This is a genomic window from Streptomyces sp. AgN23 (genome assembly GCF_001598115.1).
Taxonomy (GTDB): Bacteria; Actinomycetota; Actinomycetes; order Streptomycetales; family Streptomycetaceae; genus Streptomyces; species Streptomyces antimycoticus.
On record NZ_CP007153.1, the window covers coordinates 8383266 to 8404580 of the forward strand.

The 21315-nt window shown below is 71.1% G+C and carries 17 protein-coding genes and 3 pseudogenes; 14 read left to right on the forward strand and 6 right to left on the reverse strand.

What is annotated here, in order from left to right:
- Position 1: 1 nt before the first annotated feature.
- Genes ispG through AS97_RS36335 form a run of 4 tightly spaced genes read left to right on the forward strand, consistent with a single transcriptional unit; the run spans position 2 to position 5752 of the window.
- Positions 2-1168 carry a flavodoxin-dependent (E)-4-hydroxy-3-methylbut-2-enyl-diphosphate synthase gene (gene ispG, locus AS97_RS36320; protein WP_210566389.1) on the forward strand — a complete coding sequence of 389 codons (1167 nt, stop codon included), beginning with the start codon at positions 2-4 and terminating at the stop codon, positions 1166-1168.
- Positions 1169-1190: 22 nt separating this feature from the next.
- Positions 1191-3140, forward strand: a complete 1950-nt coding sequence (gene dxs / locus AS97_RS36325; protein WP_210566390.1) for a 1-deoxy-D-xylulose-5-phosphate synthase — start codon at positions 1191-1193, stop codon at positions 3138-3140.
- Positions 3137-4543 (forward strand): aspartate aminotransferase family protein, encoded by a 1407-nt coding sequence (locus tag AS97_RS36330; protein WP_059148041.1) that lies wholly within the window; start codon positions 3137-3139, stop codon positions 4541-4543. Before dxs ends, AS97_RS36330 begins: the two co-directional genes overlap by 4 nt.
- A 15-nt stretch (positions 4544-4558) precedes the next feature.
- Positions 4559-5752 (forward strand): serpin family protein, encoded by a 1194-nt coding sequence (locus tag AS97_RS36335; protein ID WP_125760295.1) that lies wholly within the window; start codon positions 4559-4561, stop codon positions 5750-5752.
- Between the two features lie 104 nt (positions 5753-5856).
- Here the strand turns inward: AS97_RS36335 and AS97_RS36340 are convergent, their stop codons facing one another.
- Positions 5857-6681: a tyrosine-protein phosphatase gene (locus tag AS97_RS36340; RefSeq protein ID WP_086707574.1), complete on the reverse strand. Its 825-nt coding sequence runs from the start codon at positions 6679-6681 to the stop codon at positions 5857-5859.
- A 170-nt stretch (positions 6682-6851) separates the two neighbouring features.
- Between AS97_RS36340 and AS97_RS36345 the strand changes: the two are divergent.
- Positions 6852-8965, forward strand: a pseudogene (locus AS97_RS36345) (alpha-galactosidase).
- Between the two features lie 79 nt (positions 8966-9044).
- The gene (locus AS97_RS36350; protein WP_059148037.1) at positions 9045-9842 is read left to right on the forward strand and encodes an SGNH/GDSL hydrolase family protein; all 798 of its coding nucleotides are present in this window, start codon (positions 9045-9047) and stop codon (positions 9840-9842) included.
- Positions 9843-10121: 279 nt separating this feature from the next.
- Here the strand turns inward: AS97_RS36350 and AS97_RS36355 are convergent, their stop codons facing one another.
- Positions 10122-10565, reverse strand: coding sequence for an ATP-binding protein (locus AS97_RS36355; protein WP_247204607.1), 444 nt, complete (start codon positions 10563-10565; stop codon positions 10122-10124).
- Between the two features lie 136 nt (positions 10566-10701).
- On the opposite strand from AS97_RS36355, the gene AS97_RS36360 reads away from it, so the two are divergent.
- Complete coding sequence (locus AS97_RS36360; protein ID WP_059148036.1) at positions 10702-11568, forward strand: helix-turn-helix transcriptional regulator; 867 nt, start codon at positions 10702-10704, stop codon at positions 11566-11568.
- 3 nt (positions 11569-11571) lie between these two features.
- The gene (locus AS97_RS36365) at positions 11572-11823 is read left to right on the forward strand and encodes a DUF397 domain-containing protein (protein WP_059148035.1); all 252 of its coding nucleotides are present in this window, start codon (positions 11572-11574) and stop codon (positions 11821-11823) included.
- Here the strand turns inward: AS97_RS36365 and AS97_RS36370 are convergent.
- Positions 11777-12349, reverse strand: a pseudogene (locus tag AS97_RS36370) (radical SAM protein); the annotation flags it as partial. The gene AS97_RS36365 and the pseudogene AS97_RS36370 overlap by 47 nt on opposite strands.
- A 116-nt stretch (positions 12350-12465) precedes the next feature.
- Between AS97_RS36370 and AS97_RS36375 the strand changes: the two are divergent.
- From AS97_RS36375 to AS97_RS36400, 6 genes and pseudogenes are all read left to right on the forward strand, one after another.
- Positions 12466-12621, forward strand: a pseudogene (locus tag AS97_RS36375) (DUF6745 domain-containing protein); the annotation flags it as partial.
- Positions 12622-12781: 160 nt separating this feature from the next.
- The gene (locus tag AS97_RS36380; protein WP_210566391.1) at positions 12782-13687 is read left to right on the forward strand and encodes a glycoside hydrolase family 19 protein; all 906 of its coding nucleotides are present in this window, start codon (positions 12782-12784) and stop codon (positions 13685-13687) included.
- A gap of 92 nt (positions 13688-13779) precedes the next feature.
- Positions 13780-14664, forward strand: a complete 885-nt coding sequence (locus tag AS97_RS36385; protein WP_210566392.1) for a GNAT family N-acetyltransferase — start codon at positions 13780-13782, stop codon at positions 14662-14664.
- 69 nt (positions 14665-14733) lie between these two features.
- A complete protein-coding gene (locus AS97_RS36390) occupies positions 14734-16011 on the forward strand; it encodes an MBL fold metallo-hydrolase (protein ID WP_125760723.1) in 1278 nt (425 codons plus the stop codon).
- A gap of 207 nt (positions 16012-16218) precedes the next feature.
- Entirely contained in the window at positions 16219-17085 is an 867-nt protein-coding gene (locus tag AS97_RS36395; RefSeq protein WP_059148031.1) for a chitosanase, read from the forward strand.
- 96 nt (positions 17086-17181) lie between these two features.
- A complete protein-coding gene (locus AS97_RS36400) occupies positions 17182-17907 on the forward strand; it encodes an alpha/beta hydrolase (protein WP_079059784.1) in 726 nt (241 codons plus the stop codon).
- Between the two features lie 57 nt (positions 17908-17964).
- Here AS97_RS36400 and AS97_RS36405 read toward each other — a convergent pair whose 3' ends face one another.
- The 3 genes from AS97_RS36405 to AS97_RS36415 all read right to left on the reverse strand — a co-directional run bounded on the left by AS97_RS36405 (position 17965) and on the right by AS97_RS36415 (position 21160).
- The gene (locus AS97_RS36405; protein WP_125760727.1) at positions 17965-18657 is read right to left on the reverse strand and encodes a gamma-glutamyl-gamma-aminobutyrate hydrolase family protein; all 693 of its coding nucleotides are present in this window, start codon (positions 18655-18657) and stop codon (positions 17965-17967) included.
- A gap of 53 nt (positions 18658-18710) precedes the next feature.
- Complete coding sequence (gene eat, locus AS97_RS36410) at positions 18711-20207, reverse strand: ethanolamine permease (protein WP_210566393.1); 1497 nt, start codon at positions 20205-20207, stop codon at positions 18711-18713.
- Positions 20208-20410: 203 nt separating this feature from the next.
- Positions 20411-21160 carry an FCD domain-containing protein gene (locus AS97_RS36415; RefSeq protein WP_210566394.1) on the reverse strand — a complete coding sequence of 250 codons (750 nt, stop codon included), beginning with the start codon at positions 21158-21160 and terminating at the stop codon, positions 20411-20413.
- Positions 21161-21315 lie beyond the last annotated feature (155 nt).

A 21315-nucleotide genomic window follows, 5' to 3' on the forward strand; every position in this document is an offset into this window, starting at 1 on the left:
CATGAGTTCAGCAGAACCGGTCGCACTCGGCCTGCCCGCCATGCCGGGCAGGCCGCTCGCCCCACGCCGGGTCTCGCGCCGCCTCCAGGTCGGTCCGGTGGCCGTGGGCGGCGATGCTCCGATCTCGGTGCAGTCGATGACGACGACGGTGACGGCGGATATCGGGGCGACGCTGCAGCAGATCGCGGAGCTGACGGCGTCGGGCTGTCAGATCGTGCGGGTGGCGTGTCCGTCGCAGGATGACGCGGAGGCGTTGCCGGTGATCGCGAAGAAGTCGCAGATTCCGGTGATCGCGGACATTCATTTCCAGCCGAAGTATGTGTTCGCGGCGATCGATGCCGGGTGTGCGGCGGTGCGGGTGAATCCGGGGAATATCCGGCAGTTCGACGACAAGGTCAAGGAGATCGCGAGGGCGGCGTCGGACGCGGGTGTGCCGATCCGTATCGGGGTGAACGCGGGGTCGCTGGACAGGCGGCTGCTGGAGAAGTATGGCAAGGCCACGCCGGAGGCGTTGGTGGAGTCGGCGTTGTGGGAGTGTTCGCTGTTCGAGGAGCACGGTTTCCGGGATATCAAGATCTCGGTGAAGCACAACGATCCGGTGGTGATGGTCAATGCCTATCGTCAGCTGGCGGCGCGGTGTGACTATCCGCTGCATCTTGGGGTGACGGAGGCGGGTCCGGCGTTCCAGGGGACGATCAAGTCGGCGGTGGCGTTCGGTGCGCTGTTGAGTGAGGGGATCGGGGACACGATCCGGGTTTCGCTGTCGGCGCCTCCGGCGGAGGAGGTCAAGGTGGGGATCCAGATTCTGGAGTCGCTGAATCTGCGGCAGCGGCGGTTGGAGATCGTTTCGTGTCCGTCGTGTGGGCGGGCGCAGGTGGATGTGTACAAGCTGGCGGATGAGGTGACGGCCGGGCTGGAGGGCATGGAGGTTCCGCTGCGGGTCGCGGTGATGGGGTGTGTGGTGAACGGCCCCGGTGAGGCGCGTGAGGCGGATCTGGGTGTCGCTTCGGGCAATGGCAAGGGGCAGATCTTCGTGAAGGGTGAGGTCATCAAGACCGTGCCGGAGTCGAAGATCGTGGAGACCTTGATCGACGAGGCCATGAACATCGCGCGGCGCATGGAGGACGAGGGGGTCCCGTCGGGCACCCCGGACGTCACCGTGGGCTGATACACGAGGAGGGGAACCGACCATGCCGTTGCTGGAGAACATCCGGGGCCCGCACGACCTCAAGGCGCTGACCGGTGAGGAACTGGACGTGCTCGCCCAGGAGATCAGGGAGTTCCTGATCGACGCGGTGGCCAGGACCGGAGGCCATCTGGGACCGAATCTCGGCGTGGTCGAGCTGTCCATAGCCCTGCACCGCGTCTTCGACTCGCCCGCCGATCGCATCCTGTGGGACACCGGCCACCAGTCCTACGTCCACAAACTGCTCACCGGCCGCCAGGACTTCTCCAAGCTCCGCCACAAGGGCGGACTGTCCGGCTATCCGTCACGGGCCGAATCCGAGCACGACGTCATCGAGAACAGCCATGCCTCCACCGTGCTGGGCTGGGCCGACGGCCTCGCCAAGGCCAATGAGGTGCGCGGCGCCACCGACCATGTCGTCGCCGTCATCGGGGACGGGGCGCTGACCGGCGGGATGGCCTGGGAGGCGCTCAACAACATCGCCGCCGCCCGGGACCGCCCGCTGGTCATCGTCGTCAACGACAACGAGCGCTCCTACGCGCCGACCATCGGCGGGCTCGCCAACCACCTCGCCACCCTCCGCACCACCGACGGCTACGAGCGCTTCCTGGCCTGGGGCAAGGAGGTGCTGCGGCGCACCCCCCTGGTCGGCCAGCCGCTGTACGGCTCGCTGCACGGCGCCAAGAAGGGGTTCAAGGACGCCTTCGCCCCGCAGGGCATGTTCGAGGACCTCGGGCTGAAGTACGTCGGCCCCATCGACGGCCATGACACCGAGGCGGTCGAGTCGGCCCTGCGCCGCGCCAAGCGGTTCCACGGACCGGTCCTCGTCCACTGCCTCACCGAGAAGGGGCGCGGCTACCGGCCCGCGTTGGAGGACGAGGCGGATCGTTTCCACACCGTCGCCGCGATGGACCCGCTCACCTGCGCGCCCCTCATCCCCTCCGGCGGCCGCTCATGGACGTCGGTGTTCGGGGAGGAGATGGTGCGGATCGGCGCCGAGCGGCCCGATGTGGTCGCCCTCACCGCCGCGATGCTGCACCCCGTGGGCCTCGCCGGCTTCGCCGAGGCGTATCCCGAGCGGGTGTGGGACGTCGGCATCGCCGAGCAGCACGGGGCGGTCTCGGCGGCCGGGCTCGCCACCGGCGGACTCCACCCGGTCTTCGCCGTCTACGCCACCTTCCTCAACCGCGCCTTCGACCAGCTGCTCATGGATATCGCCCTGCACCGCTGCGGGGTGACCTTCGTCCTGGACCGGGCCGGTGTCACCGGCACCGACGGGCCGAGCCACAACGGCATGTGGGACATGTCCGTTCTCCAGGTGGTGCCGGGGCTGCGGATCGCCGCCCCGCGCGACGCCGACCAACTGCGCGCCCAGCTGCGCGAGGCGATCGACGTGGACGACGCGCCGACCGTCATCCGCTTCCCCAAGGAGTCGGTGGGGCAGCCCATCGCGGCCATCGACCGCGTCGGCGGGATGGACGTGCTGCGCCGGGGCGAGGACGTCCTCCTCGTCGCGGCCGGGGTCATGGCCACCGTCGCGCTGCGCGCCGCCGAGCTGCTGGCCGAGCGCGGCATCGGCTGCACGGTCGTCGATCCGCGCTGGGTCAAGCCCGTCGACCCCGAGCTGCCCGGACTCGCGGCGCGCCACCGGCTGGTGGCCGTCGTCGAGGACAATGTGCGCACCGGCGGGGTGGGCGCGGCGGTCGCCCAGACGCTGGGGGACGCCGAAGTCGACCTGCCGGTGCGGACGTTCGGCATCCCCGAGGCGTTCCTGCCCCATGCCAAGCGCGGTGAGGTGCTCGCCGACATCGGGCTCACCCCCGCCGAGATCGCGGGCCGGATCGGGGCGGCCCTGACCCGTATCGCGGTCCGCCCGGAGCGCGCGAGCACCGCCGCCGGGGCCCGTAGCGCCACCCGGGCCCGTACCGTCGCCGCCAAGGAGAGCCAGGCATGACAGCAGCCGAGCAGCAGCGGCGTTCGGGCTTCGACCTCGGGAAGCTGCTGGCCGAGCGCGCCTCGGAGCGGTACGACCTGCACACCCGGCACCTCAACCACCAACTGCCCCGGATGCTGCAGACCATCGGATTCGACAAGGTCTACGAACGGGGCGAGGGCGCGTACTTCTGGGACGACGAGGGCCAGGACTACCTCGATATGCTCGCCGGCTTCGGGGTGATGGGCCTGGGCCGCCACCACCCCGTGGTCCGCAAGGCGCTGCACGACGTCCTGGACGCCGACCTGGCCGATCTGACCCGCTTCGACTGCCAGCCGCTGCCCGGTCTGCTGGCCGAGCGGTTGCTGGCCCACGCCCCGCATCTGGACCGGGTCTTCTTCGGCAACAGCGGCACCGAGGCCGTCGAGACGGCTCTGAAGTTCGCCCGCTACGCCACCCGTAAACCGCGCATCCTCTACTGCGCCCACGCCTTCCACGGGCTGACCACCGGCTCGCTGTCGGTCAACGGCGAGGACGGCTTCCGCGAGGGGTTCGCCCCGCTGCTGCCCGACACCGCCATCGAGATGGGCGATCTCGACGCGCTGGAGCGGGAGCTGGCGCGCGGGGACGTGGCGGCGTTCGTGGTGGAGCCCATCCAGGGCAAGGGGGTGCACGAGACCCCGCCCGGCTTTCTGCGTGCCGCGCAGGAGCTGCTCCACCGCCACAAGGCGCTGCTCATCGCGGACGAGGTGCAGACCGGCCTCGGCCGCACCGGAGACTTCTTCGCCTACAGCCACGAGGACGGTGTCGAACCGGATCTGGTGTGCGTGGCCAAGGCCCTCTCTGGCGGCTATGTGCCGGTCGGCGCGACCCTCGGCAAGGACTGGATCTTCCGGAAGGTCTACTCCTCGATGGACCGGGTGCTGGTCCACTCGGCCAGCTTCGGCGCCAACGCCCAGGCCATGGCGGCCGGGCTCGCCGTCCTCGCCGTCATGGAGGACGAGCAGATCGTGGCCAACGCCCGCCGCACCGGCGATCTGCTGCGCGAGCGCCTCACCGCGCTCGTGGACCGCTACGAGCTGCTGCACGACGTCCGCGGCCGGGGGCTGATGATCGGCATCGAGTTCGGCAGGCCCAGCTCACTGGGGCTGCGCGGCCGGTGGGCGATGCTGCAGACGGCGCGCAAGGGGCTGTTCGCGCAGATGGTCGTCGTCCCGCTGCTGCGGCGCCATCGCATCCTCACCCAGGTGTCCGGGGACCATCTGGAGGTCATTAAGCTGATTCCGCCACTGATCATCGGTGAGCGGGAAGTGGACCGGTTCGTCGAGGCGTTCACCGCGGTCATGGACGACGCACACCAGGGCGGCGGCCTGATGTGGGAGTTCGGCCGGACTCTCGTCAAGCAGGCGGTGGCCAACCGCTGACCGAGGGGGCCCGGCATGATCGACGCGACCGCCGTACAGGCCGTCAACACGATGACGGCGAGGTGGGCGCGGGCCGCCGTGGCGGACGAGGGCACGGTCTTCGCCGCCACCGGGGTCTGGCCGCTGCTCGCCCTGCTCGCCGGCGGTGCCGGCGGCCCGGCCCGCCAGGAGCTGGAGGACGCGCTGGGCGTCGGCGCCGACCGGGCGACGGCGCTCGGCGGCGAGCTGCTCGGGGCACTGGACGGCATGGACGGTGTCGACGCCGCCACCGGGCTGTGGACCCGTCAGGACCTGCCGATCCGGTCCGAGTGGGAGGCCGCGCTGCCGCCGGGCGTACGGGGCGCGCTCACCGGGGACAGCGAGCACGACCGCAAGGAGCTGGACGCCTGGGCGTCCCGGTGCACCCGAGGCGCCATCGCCGAGATGCCGGTGCCGCTCAGCCCCGCCACCCAACTGGTGCTGGCCGGGGCGCTCACGGTGCGGACGGCCTGGCCGCAGCCGTTCCGGCCGGGCTGGCTGATGCCCAAGAGCGGCCCGTGGCGGGACCGGTCGCTGGCCGGGCTCACCCGGTCCGTGGACGACCTCGACGGGGTGCTGCGGGTCGTCCCCGACACCCCGGCCGGTCCGCTGACCCTCTCCGGGGTCGCGGGCGGCAACGGGCTGGATGTGCATCTGGTCCTCGGCGCCGAGGACGCACCGGGCGGCGAGGTGCTGGAGGCCGGGATCGGAGCGGTGGCCGGGCGGTACGCGGGATGGCCCGGCTCGGCGCTGCCACCGGGCGCGGCCGGGCCCGGAGTCCAGGTCATGGAGGTCGAGAGCTGGGACCCCACGCCCCGGGTGACGCTGACCACTCCGGCCTTCACCGTGAAGGCCCGGCACGATCTGCTGCGCCGGGCCGAGCTGTTCGGGCTGCGTACCGCCCAGGACACCGCGCGCGGCCACTTCCCGGGGATCAGCCCGGCCGCGCTGGCGCTGTCCTCCGGAGAGCAGTCCATAACCGCCTCGTTCAGCGCCGAGGGCTTCTGGGCGGCGGCGGTGACCGCGTTCTCCATGGCGCCCGGTTCGGCGCCGCCGCGGCGGAAGGTGAAGCTGATCAGCGTGCGGTACGACCGGCCGTTCGGCTTCCTGGCCGTGCACCGCGCCACCGGTCTGGTGCTGACGGCGGGCTGGATCACCGAGCCCGAGGCCGGGGCCGACACGATGTGGTGAGCCCTGAGCCCTGAGCCCTGAGCCCTGAGCCCTGAGCCCTGAGCCCTGAGCCCTGAGCCCCGGGGCGGGCGCGGGTCGGCGCTGTCGGCCCCGGGGCGGTGCCGTCAGGCGGTGAGCAGTCGCTCGCGGAGCCGCTCGCGCCGCTCGGGGGTGAGGCCGAGCCCCTCGGCGAGATAGCGGTCGGTGCCGCCCCAGGTCTCCTCGATGGTGGCGAAGGCCGCCGCCAGATATTCGGCGCGCGCGTCGAAGAGCGGCAGCAGCAGCGCCATGACCTCGGGGGACATCGGGTCGGAGTCGTCCCCGGGATCGCCCTTGCGCCAGATCTTGTAGCGCCGGTGGGCGGCGGCCGACGCGAGGTAGTCGGCCTCGATGGCCTCCCGCTCGACGCCGAGGGCCAGCAGGGTCACCGCGATGGACAGCCCCGCCCGGTCCTTGCCGGCCGAACAGTGCATCAGCACCGGTGAGCTGTCCTCCGCCAGGTCGCTGAGGATCCGGCCGTGCTCGACGATCCGGGTGGTGATGATCCCCCGGTAGGAGCCGATCATGCGCTTCTCGGCCCGGCCCTCGGCGAGCAGCTTGCGCAGGGTGTCCAGATCGCCTTCGCGCACCATCGTCCAGAACCCGGCGCCGTCGGCCGGGTCGGACAGCGGCAGATTGACGTTCCGGACCCCGCTGAGCGTGACGTCCGGGCCCTCCAGCTTGATGTCGGCGGCGTTGCGGAAGTCGAAGACGGTGTGCAGGCCGAGCCCGTCGAGGAAGGCCGCGTCCGCCTCGGTGGCATGGGCGAGATGGCCGCTGCGGAACAGTACGCCGGGCCGCACACGGCGGCCGTCGGCAGCCGGCAGTCCGCCGAGATCACGGAAGTTGCGTACCCCCACCAGCTGAGTTTCGGCCTGGGGGACCTGCGGCGACTGCGACTGCTGCGTCACGGGCTCTCCTTCACCATCGGCCGCCGACGCGGCTCGTCGACGAGGCGGGCTGAGCCGACCATACGACATGAGTGCAGCGGGCAATCGGTCTCCTGCCGGTGCGAAGGCATTGCCGCACCGGCCCGCCCTCCCCGATCATGTTGAGACCTGTGGAGAATTGGGGGAGCGCGATGATCGAAACCGGTGGAAGCGGTCGGCTCTGGGTGCTCTCGGGGCGGCACAGCAGCTATGCCCTGCGGGTCCCACCGACCGTGATGAACTGCTCCATCTCCACTGGGGCCCGGGCATCGCGGTCGAGGACGCCGAGGCCCTCGCCGCCGAGCCGGGGCCGCCGGAGCGGCCGTTCGAATCACCGCTGGACGGGCGCGAGGAGTATCCCGTGGAGGGCGGCCCGCGTTTCGTCCGCCCCGCCCTGTCCGTACACGCCGGAGGTGTGCGCGGCACCGAGTGGCGCTTCAGCAGCGGCACCGTCCTGGACCCCGGCACCGGCCAGGAGCTGCGGCTGCGCTTCCACGACCCGCTGCACCACCTCGACATCACCCTCCATTACCGGATGCGGGACGACGGCGATGTCATCGAGCGCTGGACCACCCTCACCCACACCGGCAACACCGGCCAGGAGCCCGTGGAGCTGCTGCGCGCCGACTCCGCCGCCTGGTCGCTCCCGGCGCGCGACCGCTGGCGGCTGTCCCATCTGCACGGCCGCTGGGCCGCCGAGAGCCGGCTGGCCCGCACCGAGCTCACCCCCGGCGAGAAGGTGATCGGCAGCCGCCGGGGCCACACCAGCCACCACCACCTGCCCTGGATCGCCCTGGACGGCGGGGAGGCCACCGAGGACAGCGGCGAGGTGCACAGCTGCGCGCTCGCCTGGTCCGGGGCCTGGCGGATCGCCGTCCAGCGACTGGCCGACGGCGCCGTCCAGGCGGTCGGCGGGGTCGGCCACGACGACGCGGGCCAGCTGCTCCTGGCGCCCGGCGAGTCGTTCACCACCCCCGTCTTCGCGGGGCTGTGGACCGACGGCGGCTTCGGGGCCGCGAGCCGCGCCTGGCACGCCTGGCAGCTCGCGCGGGTGGTCCCCGGCGCCGACCGGTCCCGGCCGGTGCTCTACAACTCCTGGGAGGCCACCGAGTTCGAGGTGAGCGAGGAGCAGCAGCGCTCGCTCGCGCGGCTCGCCGCCACCATGGGCGTCGAGCTGTTCGTCGTCGACGACGGGTGGTTCGGGGCGCGCACCAGCGACCGGGCCGGGCTCGGCGACTGGACGGCCAACCCGGACCGCTTTCCGCACGGGCTGAAGCCGCTCGCCGACGAGGTGCACGCCCTGGGGATGCAGTTCGGCATCTGGGTCGAGCCGGAGATGGTCAACCCCGACAGCGACCTCTACCGCGCCCACCCCGACTGGGTGCAGCACCACTCCGGCCGGGCCCGCGCCGAATTCCGCAACCAGCTCGTGCTCAACCTGGCCCGCCCCGAGGTGCGCGAGTATCTGTGGGAGCGGCTGGACACCCTGCTGAGCGGTGCGCCCATCGACTATGTGAAATGGGACTTCAACCGCTCCTTCTCGGACGCCGGCTGGCCCGGTGACGCCTACCCACGGCGGCTGTGGATCGACCACGTACGCGGGCTGTACGAGCTGCTGGAGCGGCTGCGCGCGGCACACCCCCAGGTCGCCTTCGAATCCTGCTCGGGCGGCGGCGGCCGGATCGACCTGGGCGTCCTGGGCCGCACCGACCAGGTGTGGACCTCGGACAACACCGACCCGCTGGACCGGCTCGCCATCCAGCACGGCTTCAGCCAGCTCCACCCGGCCCGGGTGATGGCCGCCTGGGTCACCGACAGCCCCAACGCCATGGGCAACGCACGCGTCAGTTCGCTGCGCTTGCGCTTCGTCAGCGCGATGGCCGGGGTGCTGGGCGTCGGCGGCGATCTGACCCGCTGGAGCGAGGCGGAACTGGCCGAGGCCCGCGACTGGGTGGCGCTCTACAAGCGGGTGCGCCCGGTCGTCCAGCACGGTGAGCTGTACCGGCTGCGGCCGCCGGAGGGCGACGGGCTCAGCGCGGTGCAGTACGTCCGGGGCGAGGAGACCGTGGTGCTGGCCTGGATCCAGGCGCAGCACTACGGCGACGCGCAGCCCCCGCTGCGGCTGCGCGGGCTCGACCCGGCGGCCGGCTACCGGGACCTGGAGACCGGGGAGGTGCACCGGGGAGCGGTGCTCGCGCACCGGGGCCTGCGCACCGGGCTGGGCGGCGACCTCGACGCCGCCGTATTCCACCTTCGCCGAAACTGACCAGGTGGGATAGATCACCCCACGTCAAGCCCTGGTTACGATGGCGTAAGTCACGCCGTCGGGTGAATGATGTCCCGACGTGGCAGACGATAAGGAGAGATTCAGCAACGGTTCCATCGGGTCGTACGCAGCCGTCGGCGACAGCTTCACCGAGGGAGTCGGCGACCCCGGTCCTGATGGGGTCTTCGTCGGATGGGCCGACCGGCTCGCGGTCCTGCTGTCCGACCAACGACCTCACGACGATTTCCGCTACGCCAATTTGGCCGTACGCGGTCGACTCCTTGACCAGATTGTCGCGGAGCAGGTGGCGCGCGCCATCGAACTCGGCCCCGATCTGGTCACCTTCTGTGCGGGGGGCAATGACATCCTGCGCCCCGGCAGCGATCCCGACGATGTCGCCGAGCGCTACGAGGCGGCCGTCGCCGACCTCAAGGCGCGGGTGGGCACGGTGCTGCTGTGCACGGGCTTCGACACCAGAGGGGTGCCGGTGCTGCGTCATCTGCGGGGCAAGATCGCCACGTATACGGCGCATGTGCGGGCGATCGCCGACCGCTACGACTGCCCGGTGCTCGACCTGTGGTCGCTGCGCTCGGTGCAGGACCGCCGGGCCTGGGACGCCGACCGGCTGCATCTGTCGCCGGACGGGCACACCCGGGTCGCGCTGAGGGCCGGTCAGGTGCTCGGGCTCGACGTCCCCGCCGACCCCGATCAGCCCTGGCCCCCGGAGGGGCAGCGCACCGCCGCCGAGGTGCGCCGGGACAACATCCACTGGGCGCGCGAATATCTGGTGCCCTGGATCGGCCGACGACTGCGCGGTGAGTCGTCGGGTGACCATGTGGAGCCCAAGCGGCCGGATCTGCTGCCGCTGCGGCCCTGAACGATCCGTGACCCGAAGCGGTCCCGGAGGAATAGGGGCAGACCCCCGTTGGCGCCCCGAGGCCGACCGCCTCGTGCGCTGTCGCTGCCCCTATTCCCTCGGCACCGCTCGATCCGAGCCCCTGTGCTCGCGCCGCTCCGGCCGCCGAACGTCGCGTCGCGCCGTGCCTGCTCGTACATAGGTCGTGCGTGCGTCGTGCCTGGATCGTGCGTGGGTCGTACTCGTGCGTGAGTCGTACTCGTCCGTGCCTGGTCGTACGGTCGTCTCGTCGCGGAGCCGCTACGTCGCCAGATAGGCCCAGACGGCGCGGCCCGCGCCCGCCTGGTTCGGCCTGACCCCCCAGGCCTCCGAGAGGGCCTCCACCAGCATCAGCCCGCGGCCGCCCTCCTGATCCGCGGTCACCGACCTGGCCTCCGGCACGGTGCGGGCGCAGCCCTGGTCGGCCACCTCGAGCCGCAGCCGGGTCCCTATGAGCTGCAGTGAGCAGCGGACCTCCTCGCTGGAGGTGTGGCGCACCGCGTTGGTGAACAGCTCGGAGACGATCAACTCCGCGCTGTCCCGGGTGTCCTGGTCGATGCCCCATGAGCGCAGCCGCCGGACGACATGCCTTCTCGCCTCGGCGACGGACGTGCTCAGCGCCGGCAGACGAAACACGTCGTGGCGGGGCGGAGCGACCACGGTGCCGCCGCGCCCTAACCGGAGAGCCTCATAGGAAGGAGCCACGCCGACACTATGCTCTGTCACGCTCGCGTATGGCAAGGTTCAATCTGTAAATTACAGAATCGCAAGCGCAGGCTGTTCGGAATGCTGAGCCCATGCCAGACTGCTGTGTCGTGAAGGTACTTGGAGGGGAACGGTAGTGGCGGATGCGCGGGCGGGCGGAGCCCCGACCGTCCTGCGAGTCGTGCTCGGAAAACGGCTCCAGGACCTTCGGGAGAAGGCCGGGCTGTCGTTCGAACAGGCCGGGTGCGCCCTGGACGTCACGCATGCCACGATCCGCCGGATGGAGAAGGCCGAGGTCGGCCTGAAGCTCCCGTACGTCGAGAAGCTGCTGCGGACGTACGGCGTCACCGACCCCGAGGAGGTCGAGGGGTTCCTCTCCCTCGCGCGCGAGGCCAACAAGGCCGGCTGGTGGCACCGGTTCCGCGACGTCCTGCCGGAGTGGTTCAACACCTTCGTCAGCCTGGAGGTCGAGGCCAATCTGATCCGGGCCTACGAGCCGCATTACATTCCCGGGCTGCTGCAGACCGAGGACTATGCCCGCGCGGTGCTCCGCGCGGGCATGCCGCATGCGCCCGAGTCGGAGATCGAGCGCAATGTCGCCCTTCGCATGGAACGTCAGGCCCTGCTGACCCGGGACAACCCGCCGATGCTGTGGGTGGTCATGGACGAAACGGTGGTGCGCCGCCCCATCGGCGGTTCCGAGACCACGCGTGCCCAGATCGCGCGGTTGATCGAGGAGGCGGAGGCCCCTCATGTCCGGCTGCAGATCATGCCGTTCGACGCCGGCCCGCACCCGGCGATGTACGGCCCCTTCCATATCTTCCGGTTCCCGATCCCGGAGCTGCCGGATATCGCGTATACGGAGTCGCTGGTCAGCGGCTCCTACTTCGACCAGCGCGATGACGTATCGGCATTCCTGGAGGCCCTGGACCGGATGTGCGCGCAGGCCGCGCCTGCACAGACGACTCAGGCCATTCTGAGTCGCATTCGCAAGGAGATCTGAACGATGGATCGCATATGCGGGAGCCGCGTCTACAGCGGCATGCCGGCAAGGGACCTCGGCAGCGAGGGCTGGTACAAGCCTTGGAGTGGCGGCAACGGGGGAAGCTGCGTCGAGGCGATGAGGCTGAAGGACGGGAGGGTGGCGCTGCGCCAGTCGACCGATCCGGACGGACCGGCACTGATCTACACCCCGATGGAGATGAAACGCTTCATCCAAGGGGCGAAGGCCGGGGAAGCGGACTTTCTGTTCCTGTGACGTGCGGTTCCGCGACGCTCGTCATGACCAGGGGGATCGAGGGGGAAACAGTGTGACCGACCGACCACGAACCGACCGGCGGGGGCGGCGCCGGGACGCGTTCCCGCACACCGCCCGCGAACACGTCGTACAGGGGGAGCGACTCCAGGTGCACATAGCCGATATGGCAGTCGCAGACGGCTAGCGGGCAGGGCCGGGGCCGCAGCGCCGCGCGATACGACCCGTCGTAGAGATTGCCCAGTTCCGCAGCGACGAAATGGCAGCGGCGCACCGTGCCGTCGCCGTCCACCGAGATCACCGAGGCGCCGGTCCGGCATGGCGGACCGGCGCCTCGGTGCGGATGGCGGCTGTAGCCGAAGAGCGGGTCCAGCGCGGTCCACTCGGCCGCCTCGGCGTCCGTGTAGGTATGGCCCTCGGCCGCGTTCACCCACAGGTGCACCTGGCTCGGGAGATCGGCGCGCAGTTGGCGGGCCCGGTCCAGATGGGCGGGCAGCCCCACGACGCCGACGCTGTGGCGCCGCCCGCGGTGCGGGAGGCCGTGCGCACCCATCCCTGGGCGCGCGCCCGGCAGCGGCTCCATGACGACCTGGGCCCGGCCGGCTGGGCCGGGCGGTGGGCGCTCTCGGCGGCCCCGCTGTGGCGGTGGTGATGGTCGAGGTGGTCAACTCCACGCCGGAGCCCGCCGGTACGCACCGCACCTACTGGCCGCGCGTGCCACCCCGGATCCGGACACCCGAGGGAGTCGCCTGGACCCTCGGAGTGGACGCCGACACCTACCGCCCCGAGCGCGAGACCTGATCGCGCATCAGATCCCGCCGCGGCCACCGGGCTTGCTCTGCGGGACGTCCCTTCGCTCATTCCGGCACAAAGGTTTGGTCTATACCTTGACTGGTATAGACCAAGGCGCTTGAGTGTCCCTCAGCATTGCAGGGCCCCCCACGCGAAGGAGATCGGCCCCATGTGGAGACGACGTGTTCTGGCGCCGCTCGCGGCGACCGCGGCGGTGTGTGCGAGTGTGCTTGTCATGCCCATGGCCTCGTCCGCCTCGGCGGCGGGCACGACCGCCCAAGCGGCCTGCGACTACCCGAACTGGGCCGCGGGCAGGGCGTACGTCACCGGCGACATCGTCCGGTACACCGACGGCAAGTACTACCGCGCGGAGCACGACAACCCGGGCTATGACCCGGTGATCAGCACCTGGTACTGGGAGCCCTACAACTGCGGCGGCGAGGGCCAGAACCCGAGCGGCTTCGTGGTGAGCGAGGCACAGTTCAACCAGATGTTCCCGAACCGGAACTCCTTCTACACCTACCAGGGCCTGACCGCCGCCCTGAGCGCCTACCCCGGCTTCGCCAACACGGGCAGCGACACCGTCAAGAAGCAGGAGGCGGCCGCCTTCCTGGCCAACGTCAACCACGAGACCGGCGGCCTGGTCCACATCGTGGAGCAGAACACCTCCAACTACCCGCACTACTGCGACGGGAACCAGCCCTACGGCTGCCCCGCGGGCCAGGCGGCCTACTACGGCCGCGGACCGATCCAGCTCAGCTGGAACTTCAACTACAAGGCCGCGGGCGACGCGCTCGGCATCGACCTGCTCGGCAACCCGTGGCTGGTGGAGCGGGACGCCGCGGTGTCCTGGAAGACCGCCCTGTGGTTCTGGAACACCCAGACCGGGGCCGGCTCGATGACCCCGCACGACGCCATGGTCAACCAGCGCGGCTTCGGCGAGACCATCCGCGCCATCAACGGCAGCCTGGAGTGCAACGGCGGCAACCCCGGCCAGGTGCAGAGCCGGATCGACGCCTACCAGCGGTTCGTCCAGATACTCGGCACCACTCCCGGCTCCAACCTGAGCTGCTGAGTGGCCGCTGACCGGGCCGCCGAGCGGTCATCCGGTCAGAAGAGAGGAAATTGAGGTGCGCCGCTCCGCCGCTCCGCGCCAGCCTGGAGCACATGGCGTGGACGGTGACGTACGACCTCGATGAGTTCCGGGCCGCGGCGGGCGACTTTCTGGGCGCCCGCCCGGCCCGGCACACCACTTTGCTCACCGTGGTCTCCTCCCTGGTGGCCGCGGGCAGCGGCAGATACGGCGACCAGCCGCCGGTCTACGGATGGTGGACGGAGCAGGGCTCGGTGGAGGGCGCGTTTCTGTGCACCCCGCCCTACCCTCCGCTGCTCTCCCCCGTGTCCGACGAGGCGGCTCGGGCGCTCGCCCGCACCCTCGCGGGGAACGGCGAGCGGCAGATCACCGGAGTCAACGCCGGGCGTGAGACCGCCGAGACCTTTGCCACCGCCTGGAGGGGCCTCACCGGTGCGATGAGCAGCGTCGAGCAGAACCACCGGCTCTACCGGCTCTCCACCCTCACCCCGCCCGATCCCGCGCCCCCGGGGCGCCCCCGGACCGCCACCGCCGCCGACCGCGATCTGCTGGTCACCTGGTACGAGGGGTTCGTCCGCGAGACCCAGGTGCTGTTGAACGATGTCGCCGCCCAGGTGGACGACAAGCTCAGCCACGACGGGATCACCCTGTGGGAGCTGGACGGCCGGCCGGTGGCCTGTGCCGGAATCAGCCGTACGGTCGCGGGCATGGCCCGGGTCGCCCTCGTCTACACCCCGCCTGAGCAGCGCGGACGCGGCTACGCGGGCGCCGCCACGGCCGCCGTGAGCCGGGCCGCGCGGGCCGCCGGGGTGCGGGAGGTCCTGCTCTTCGCCGATCTCGACAACCCCACCAGCAACGCCCTCTACCAGCGTCTCGGCTACCGCCCGCTGGAGGACCATCTGGTGGTGTCGTTCACCTCGGCCGAGCGCACCGTTCCGGAACAAGGTCACCCCTCGTAAGAGTTGTGTGATTGCCGCCCAACGGCACCGTGCGTTGGAGTGCCCCCGCCCGCTCACCCTGGAGGATCCGTGACCGGCTCCCATCCGACACGTTCCCGGCTCACCGCCGCCCTGCGCCCCGCCGCCTTCGGGGCGGATCCCGCTGGGGAGCGGATGGAGCGCATCCGACGGTCGCCGAACTTCGCGAACGGTGTGTTCGTGAACCCGGTGGGCGCCCGCACCGCTCCGTCCGGCTCGATGCTGAAGTTCGCGTCCACCTACTTCCGCAAGGAGGAGCGCGTCCGCAGGGCCCCGGCCGGGACCGTGCCGGTGCACCCCACCACCGTCGCCGATCTGGCCACCCCGCCCGCCTCCGGGCTGCGGCTGACCTGGATGGGGCACTCCAGCGTGCTCGTGGAGATCGACGGGCGGCGGGTGCTGTTCGACCCCGTATGGGGGCAGCGCTGTTCGCCCTTCTCGATGGTGGGGCCCAAGCGGCTGCACCCGGTGCCGGTGGCGCTGCGGGAGCTGGCGCCGGTGGACGCGGTGGTCATCTCCCACGACCACTACGACCATCTGGACATGCCCACGATCCGGGCGCTGGTGCGGAGCCACGCCATGTTCGTCGTCCCGCTCGGGGTCGGCGCCCATCTGGAGCGCTGGGGCGTCCCGGCCGACCGGATGACCGAGCTGGACTGGCGTGAGTCCACCGAGGTCGCCGGGCTCACGCTCACCGCCACGCCGGCCCGCCACTTCTGCGGGCGCGGGCTGCGCAACACCCAGCACACCCTGTGGGCCTCCTGGGTGGTGGCCGGTCCCGAGCACCGGGTCTACCACAGCGGGGACACCGGCTACTTCCCCGGTTTCGCGGAGATCGGCGCCGCCTACGGGCCGTTCGACGCCACCATGGTGCAGATCGGCGCGTACTCCGACTACTGGCCGGACATCCATATGACCCCCGAGGAGGGCATGCGGGCCCACCTCGATCTGCAGGGCGGGGACCCGGCGAAGGGGATCATGCTGCCGATCCACTGGGGCACCTTCAACCTCGCCCCGCACCCGTGGGAGGAGCCCGCGGAGGGAACGGTGTCGGCGGCGGGGGAGGCCGGGGCGAATGTGGCCGTTCCGCGTCCGGGGCAGCCGTTCGAGCCGGGACAGGGGCTGCCGCTGGAGCCGTGGTGGCGGGCGGTCGCGGCACGGCCGGTGGCCAAGACGCCGGCCGGGGCCGAGGGTGCGGCCGAGCCGACGGGCCTCACCGGCACGTCCGGGACGACGGGCTTGTCCGGGACGACGGGCGCGTCCGGAGCGACGGGCGGGTCCGGGGTGGCTGGTGGCGCGGATCCGGCGATGCCCATACCCCAGTCGTAGCAGGGAAGTTGGCGCCGCCTCCCGGAGGCGGGCCGGCGCAGGGCTTCTTTGTCGAATGGTGTCGAAACCCTTGTGGTGGACACGACGTGCTCGCTTGAATGGTTAGGAAAGGTTCCTAACGGATCGTCCCAGGACCCGGGGTTGCCCCGGTGCGTCCTGGGGCGGCCGAGCGCACTTCCCCCACAGTCGACAAGGAACGGAGTCCCCATGTCCCCCATGTCCCGGAGGATCGGCCTCGCGGCGGTGGCCGTCACCGTACCGGCCGCGCTCATCTTCACCGGTGTCGGAGTCGGGCAGGCGTCCGACCACCTGCCGTCTTCGGCGGACGTGCACCGCCACTCGGCCCACAAGGCCGCCGCGGCGAGCAACCTGGACGACCCGGCGAAGAAGGAAATCGCCATGAAGCTGGTCTCCAGCGCCGAGAACTCCTCGCTCGACTGGCGCGCCCAGTTCCAGTACATCGAGGACATTGGCGACGGCCGCGGCTACACGGCGGGCATCATCGGATTCTGCTCCGGCACCGGCGACATGCTGGAACTCGTCGAGTACTACACCCAGCAGAAGCCCGGCAACGTCCTGGCCAAGTACCTCCCCGCGCTGCGTGAGGTCGACGGCACCGACTCCCACGACGGCCTGGACCCGAACTTCACCAAGGACTGGAAGAAGGCCGCCGCCGACAAGGTCTTCCAGGACGCCCAGGAGCACGAGCGCGACCGCGTCTACTTCAACCCGGCCGTCCAGCGGGGCAAGGGCGACGGCCTGGGCGCGCTCGGCCAGTTCATCTACTACGACGCGATCGTGATGCACGGCCCCGGCGACAGCGAGTACAGCTTCGGCGGCATCCGTAAGACCGCCCTGTCCAAGGCCAAGCCCCCGGCGCAGGGCGGCAACGAGACCACGTACCTCAACGCCTTCCTCGACGCCCGCAAGGAGGCCATGAAGAGCGAGGAGGCGCACAGCGACACCAGTCGCGTCGACACCGAGCAGCGGAAGTTCCTCAACGAGAAGAACTTCGATCTGACGCCTCCGCTTCGGTGGGCGGTCTACGGCGAACCGTTCGAGATCAACTCCTGACCGCCGCACCGGTCCCCGCTTGCTAAGCGGGACGCTGTCCCATATTTTTAAACGGGACAGCGTCCCGTTTATTTTTGATGCAGATGGAGTGGAAATATGTCGACATATGTACTGGTGCACGGCGCTTGGCACAGTGGAGAGTGCTGGGAGCGGGTGGTTCCGTTGCTGGCGGCGGCCGGACACCGGGTGGTCGCGCCGACGCTGACCGGCTACGGCGACACGGCGCATCTGCTGGGCCCCGAGGTGGGGCTCGAGACGCATGTCGACGACATCGTCGGGTTGATCACCGAGGAAGACCTCACCGACGTGGTGCTCGTCGGGCACAGCTACGCCGGGCTGGTCATCTCGTCCACGGCCAACCAGCTCCCGGACCGGATCGCGCAGCTGGTCTACCTCGACGCGATGGTCCCGGAGGACGGCGAGACCGCGGCCGATGTCATGCCCTTCACCCAGGCCATGATCGACCAGGCACTGGCGTCCGAGAGCGGCTGGCGGATTCCGCCTCTGGTCGGGACGGACCCGTCCTGGGGTCTGTTCGGGGTCACCGATCCGGCGGACGTGGCGTGGCTGCGCTCGATGATGTCGGATCAGTCGGTGCGCTGCCTGCAGCAACCGGTCCGGCTGGACAACCCGGCCGTGAACGCGATCCCGCGGACGCATATCCACTGCGTCGCCAATGTGCCGCCGGGCATGACCCGGCGGCCCGTCCCCGCGATCCAGCCCAACGGCTCCCCGGCGCAGGTGTGGGAGTTGGAGACCGGCCACGACTGCATGATCACCATGCCGGGCGAACTCGCCGAGCTGCTGCTCAAGCTCGGCTGAACCGGGCCCGCCCGGGCCCGGCTCGCCTCCGTCGGATCCGCCTGGGCGCGATGCGCCTCAGCCCGCCGCCGCCTCCACCAGGGCGCGCATGATCCGTACGTCGTCGCCCGCCTCCGGATGCCACTGGACGCCCAGCACGAACCCCTCCACGTCCGGCAGTTCCACCGCCTCCACCGTTCCGTCGTCCGCGGAGTAGGCCGAGGGCACCAGGCCCTCGCCCAGCCGGGCCACGGCCTGGTGGTGGAAGGTGGGGACGGACAGCGGGTCCGGGAGGATCTCGGCCAGGAGCGTGTCCGGGACCGGCTTCACCTCGTGGTGGCCGAAGACGCCGGGCCGGCCCGCGTGGCCGTCCAGGTGCTGGACGAGGGTGCCGCCGAGGAAGACGTTCAGCAGCTGGTGGCCGCGGCAGATGCCCAGCAGGGGAGTGCCCGACGCCAGGGCCGCGTCGATCAGAGCCAGCTCCCAGGCGTCCCGCTCCCGCGCGGGCGGCCCGGTGCGCGGGTCCACCGCGGCCCCGTACCGCACGGGCTCCACATCCGGGCCGCCGGAGATGACGAGCCCGTCGAGGCGGGAGACGATCCGTGCGGCGGCGGCCGGGTCCTCGTCGGGCGGCAGCATCGCCGCCAGGCCGCCCGCGCGCTGGACGAGCCGGTGGTAGCCCGCGGGCAGCAGCGCGGCGGGGAGGTTCCAGACGCCCCAGCTCGCCGAGGGCTCGAGGTAGGTGCTGACGCCGATCAGGGGCTTGGACACCGGGGACTCCGATCTTCGAAGAACTGTGCACTCAAAGTGTGCTCGCGGTGCACTCAATCGCGGGACAGTTCCGCCTCGGCCTCCGCCAGCGCCGCGAACTCCTCCTCCGGCGCGGCCGCGACCAGGCGATGGCGGCTGTAGAAGGCGAAGTAGGCCAGCGCCACCGCGTAGACGCCGAGCGCGATGAAGGCCGCGTCCTTGTCCACCAGGAAGGTGGCCACCAGCGCGGAGCAGGCCAGGACGAAGGCGATGGACGACGTTACCGTGCCGCCGGGGGTGCGGTAAGGGCGGTCCAGCCCCGGCTCGCGGCGGCGCAGGACGATATGGGAGAGCGACATCAGGGCGTACGAGATGGTGGCGCCGAAGACCGCGGTGTTGAGCATCCGGGCGCCGTCACCGGTCCAGGCCGCGAGGGCGAAGCCGATGGCACCCGGGACCAGCAGACCCAGGAACGGGGCCTTGCGCCTGCTGGTCAGGGAGAGGAAGCGGGGCAGATAACCGGCCCGCGAGAGGGCGAAGAGCTGGCGCGAACCGGCGAAGATCAGGGAGAAGAAGGAGGCGACGAGCCCGGCGAGGCCCGCGTAGTTGACGATGCGGGACAGCACGGTCGCCTTGCCGTCCGGCTGCAGCGCCTCGACCAGCGGGTTGCCCGCTTCCTGTATGGCGCCGGAGCCGCGCGCCCCGGTGGCCGCGAGGAAGGTGAGCAGGGCGAGGAGCAGCAGGATGCCCATGGACCAGGCCATGGCCTTCGGCAGCGTACGGGCCGGGTCCCGGGTCTCCTCCGCGGCGAGCGGCACCCCCTCCACCCCCAGGAAGAACCACATACCGAAGGGGAACGCCGACCAGATGCCGAGCAGCCCGAACGGCAGCCAGGACGTGGCACCGGCGGCCGAATGGTCCACCGGAATGTCGTTGAGCGAGCCCGCGTCGAAGTCGGTGAGGGCGCCGACGGCGAAGACCAGCAGCGCGGCGACGGCGATGGCGGTCACGACCAGGCTGAACCGCAGGGCCTCGCCCACGCCCCACAGATGGATGCCGATGAAGAGGATGAAGCACGCCAGATAGACCGGCCAGCCCGACTCCAGGCCGAAGAGCCCGAGCGACTCGACGTAGTCGCCGATGAAGATGGAGATGGCGGCGGGGGCCAGGACGTACTCGATGAGGATCGCCGTACCGGTGAGAAAACCGCCCCAGGGGCCGAGGGCGCGGCGCGCGAAGCCGTAGCCGCCGCCCGCCGTGGGGAGGATCGCGGCCAGCTCGGCCAGGGCGAACACCATGCAGGCGTACATCAGGCCCATCAGCAGGGCGGCGATGGCGAGCCCGCCGAAGCCGCCCTCGGACAGGCCGAAGTTCCACCCCGAGAAGTCGCCGGAGACGACATAGGCGACGCCGAGGCCGGTCAGCAGCAGCGGGCCCGCGCTGCCGCGCCGCAGGGTGCGGCGCTCCAGATACGCGTCCTCGGGGGTCGGCGCCTGGGCACCGCCCGGCGGGGCACCGCCGACGGGGGCGCGGGCGGATTCGGTGCGGGCGGACTCGGTTCCGTCGGCCATGGGGGACTCCTGCTCCACGCGAGGGGCGATGGCAAAGGTGTGGGGCCATACCTTTGTCTGCCGGTCAGCGATGCGCAAGACCTCTGCGTAAAACCGTGGTTAAGGGCCGGTGCTCTCCAGCCCACGCGCTCCGGCGGACGGCCCAGGCGCGGACGGTCCAGGCGCGGAGGGGCCAGGCGCGGAGGGGCCGGCGTCCGGCCGGGTCAGACCAGGAAGCCGCGCAGCAGCGCCGCCGTGCCCTCGCAGTGCTCCCGCATCACCTCGCGCGCCCCGTCCGCGTCCCCGTCCAGCACCGCCTCGATCAGCGCTCCGTGCTGGGCCTGGGAGTGTTCGAGGTTCTTCACCAGCAGCGGGATGCAGTCCAGCAGGTCGTTGACCGTCGCGCGGACGGCCGCGTACTGGGCGGCCAGCGACGGTGACCCCGCCAGCTCCGCGAGCGTGAGATGGAGCATGGTGTCCAGGCGGCGGTAGTCGGCCAGCGGGGCGTCCCGGGTCGCGTCCACAGCCGCCCGCAGCCGCCGTACCTGCCCCTCCCCGAGCCCGTGCGCGGCGCACAGCCCCGCCGCGCCCACCTCCAGGACCTCGCGGAACCGAAGGGTGTCCTCGACGTCGACCGCCGCCACCCGGCGCCGCAGCTCGTCCTCGCGGCCCTGGGCGGGCTCGGGCCTGGCCCGGACGAAGGTGCCGCCGTAGCGGCCGCGGCGGCTCTCCACCAGCCCCTGGTCCTGCAGCACCTTCAGCACCTCGCGCAGGGTCACCCGGCTGATCCGCAGCCGGTCGGCCAGCTCCCGCTCGGCCGGGAGCCGGCCGCCGTCGGGGACCAGCCCCAGCCGCAGCACCTGGAGTATCTGCTCCAGCGCCTCCTCGAAGCCGTTCCCCGCTCGCACCGGGCGCAGCACCGGCGCCAGCCGGTCGCCCGCCGCGCTCCCGCGCTCACTCCCGCTCTCGCTCATCGAACCGACCGCACCTACTTCCCAATCAATGGTCTGCAGTATTACCTTAAGGCCACCCCGCGCCCCCGGCCCCTCTCCGATTCCCCGAATTCCCCGAATTCCCCGATTCCCCGAATTCCCAGACTCCCCGCACTCTCCGACGCAGGAGGCCCACC

Bases quoted from the DNA above. Each gene is read 5' to 3' on its own strand.
- ispG (WP_210566389.1), top strand. From the start codon at position 2: ATGAGTTCAGCAGAACCGGTCGCACTCGGCCTGCCCGCCATGCCGGGC.
- dxs (WP_210566390.1), top strand. From the start codon at position 1,191: ATGCCGTTGCTGGAGAACATCCGGGGCCCGCACGACCTCAAGGCGCTG.
- AS97_RS36330 (WP_059148041.1), top strand. From the start codon at position 3,137: ATGACAGCAGCCGAGCAGCAGCGGCGTTCGGGCTTCGACCTCGGGAAG.
- AS97_RS36335 (WP_125760295.1), top strand. From the start codon at position 4,559: ATGATCGACGCGACCGCCGTACAGGCCGTCAACACGATGACGGCGAGG.
- AS97_RS36365 (WP_059148035.1), top strand. From the start codon at position 11,572: ATGGATCGCATATGCGGGAGCCGCGTCTACAGCGGCATGCCGGCAAGG.
- AS97_RS36380 (WP_210566391.1), top strand. From the start codon at position 12,782: ATGTGGAGACGACGTGTTCTGGCGCCGCTCGCGGCGACCGCGGCGGTG.
- AS97_RS36385 (WP_210566392.1), top strand. From the start codon at position 13,780: ATGGCGTGGACGGTGACGTACGACCTCGATGAGTTCCGGGCCGCGGCG.
- AS97_RS36395 (WP_059148031.1), top strand. From the start codon at position 16,219: ATGTCCCCCATGTCCCGGAGGATCGGCCTCGCGGCGGTGGCCGTCACC.
- AS97_RS36400 (WP_079059784.1), top strand. From the start codon at position 17,182: ATGTCGACATATGTACTGGTGCACGGCGCTTGGCACAGTGGAGAGTGC.
- eat (WP_210566393.1), bottom strand. From the start codon at position 20,207: ATGGCCGACGGAACCGAGTCCGCCCGCACCGAATCCGCCCGCGCCCCC.
- AS97_RS36415 (WP_210566394.1), bottom strand. From the start codon at position 21,160: ATGAGCGAGAGCGGGAGTGAGCGCGGGAGCGCGGCGGGCGACCGGCTG.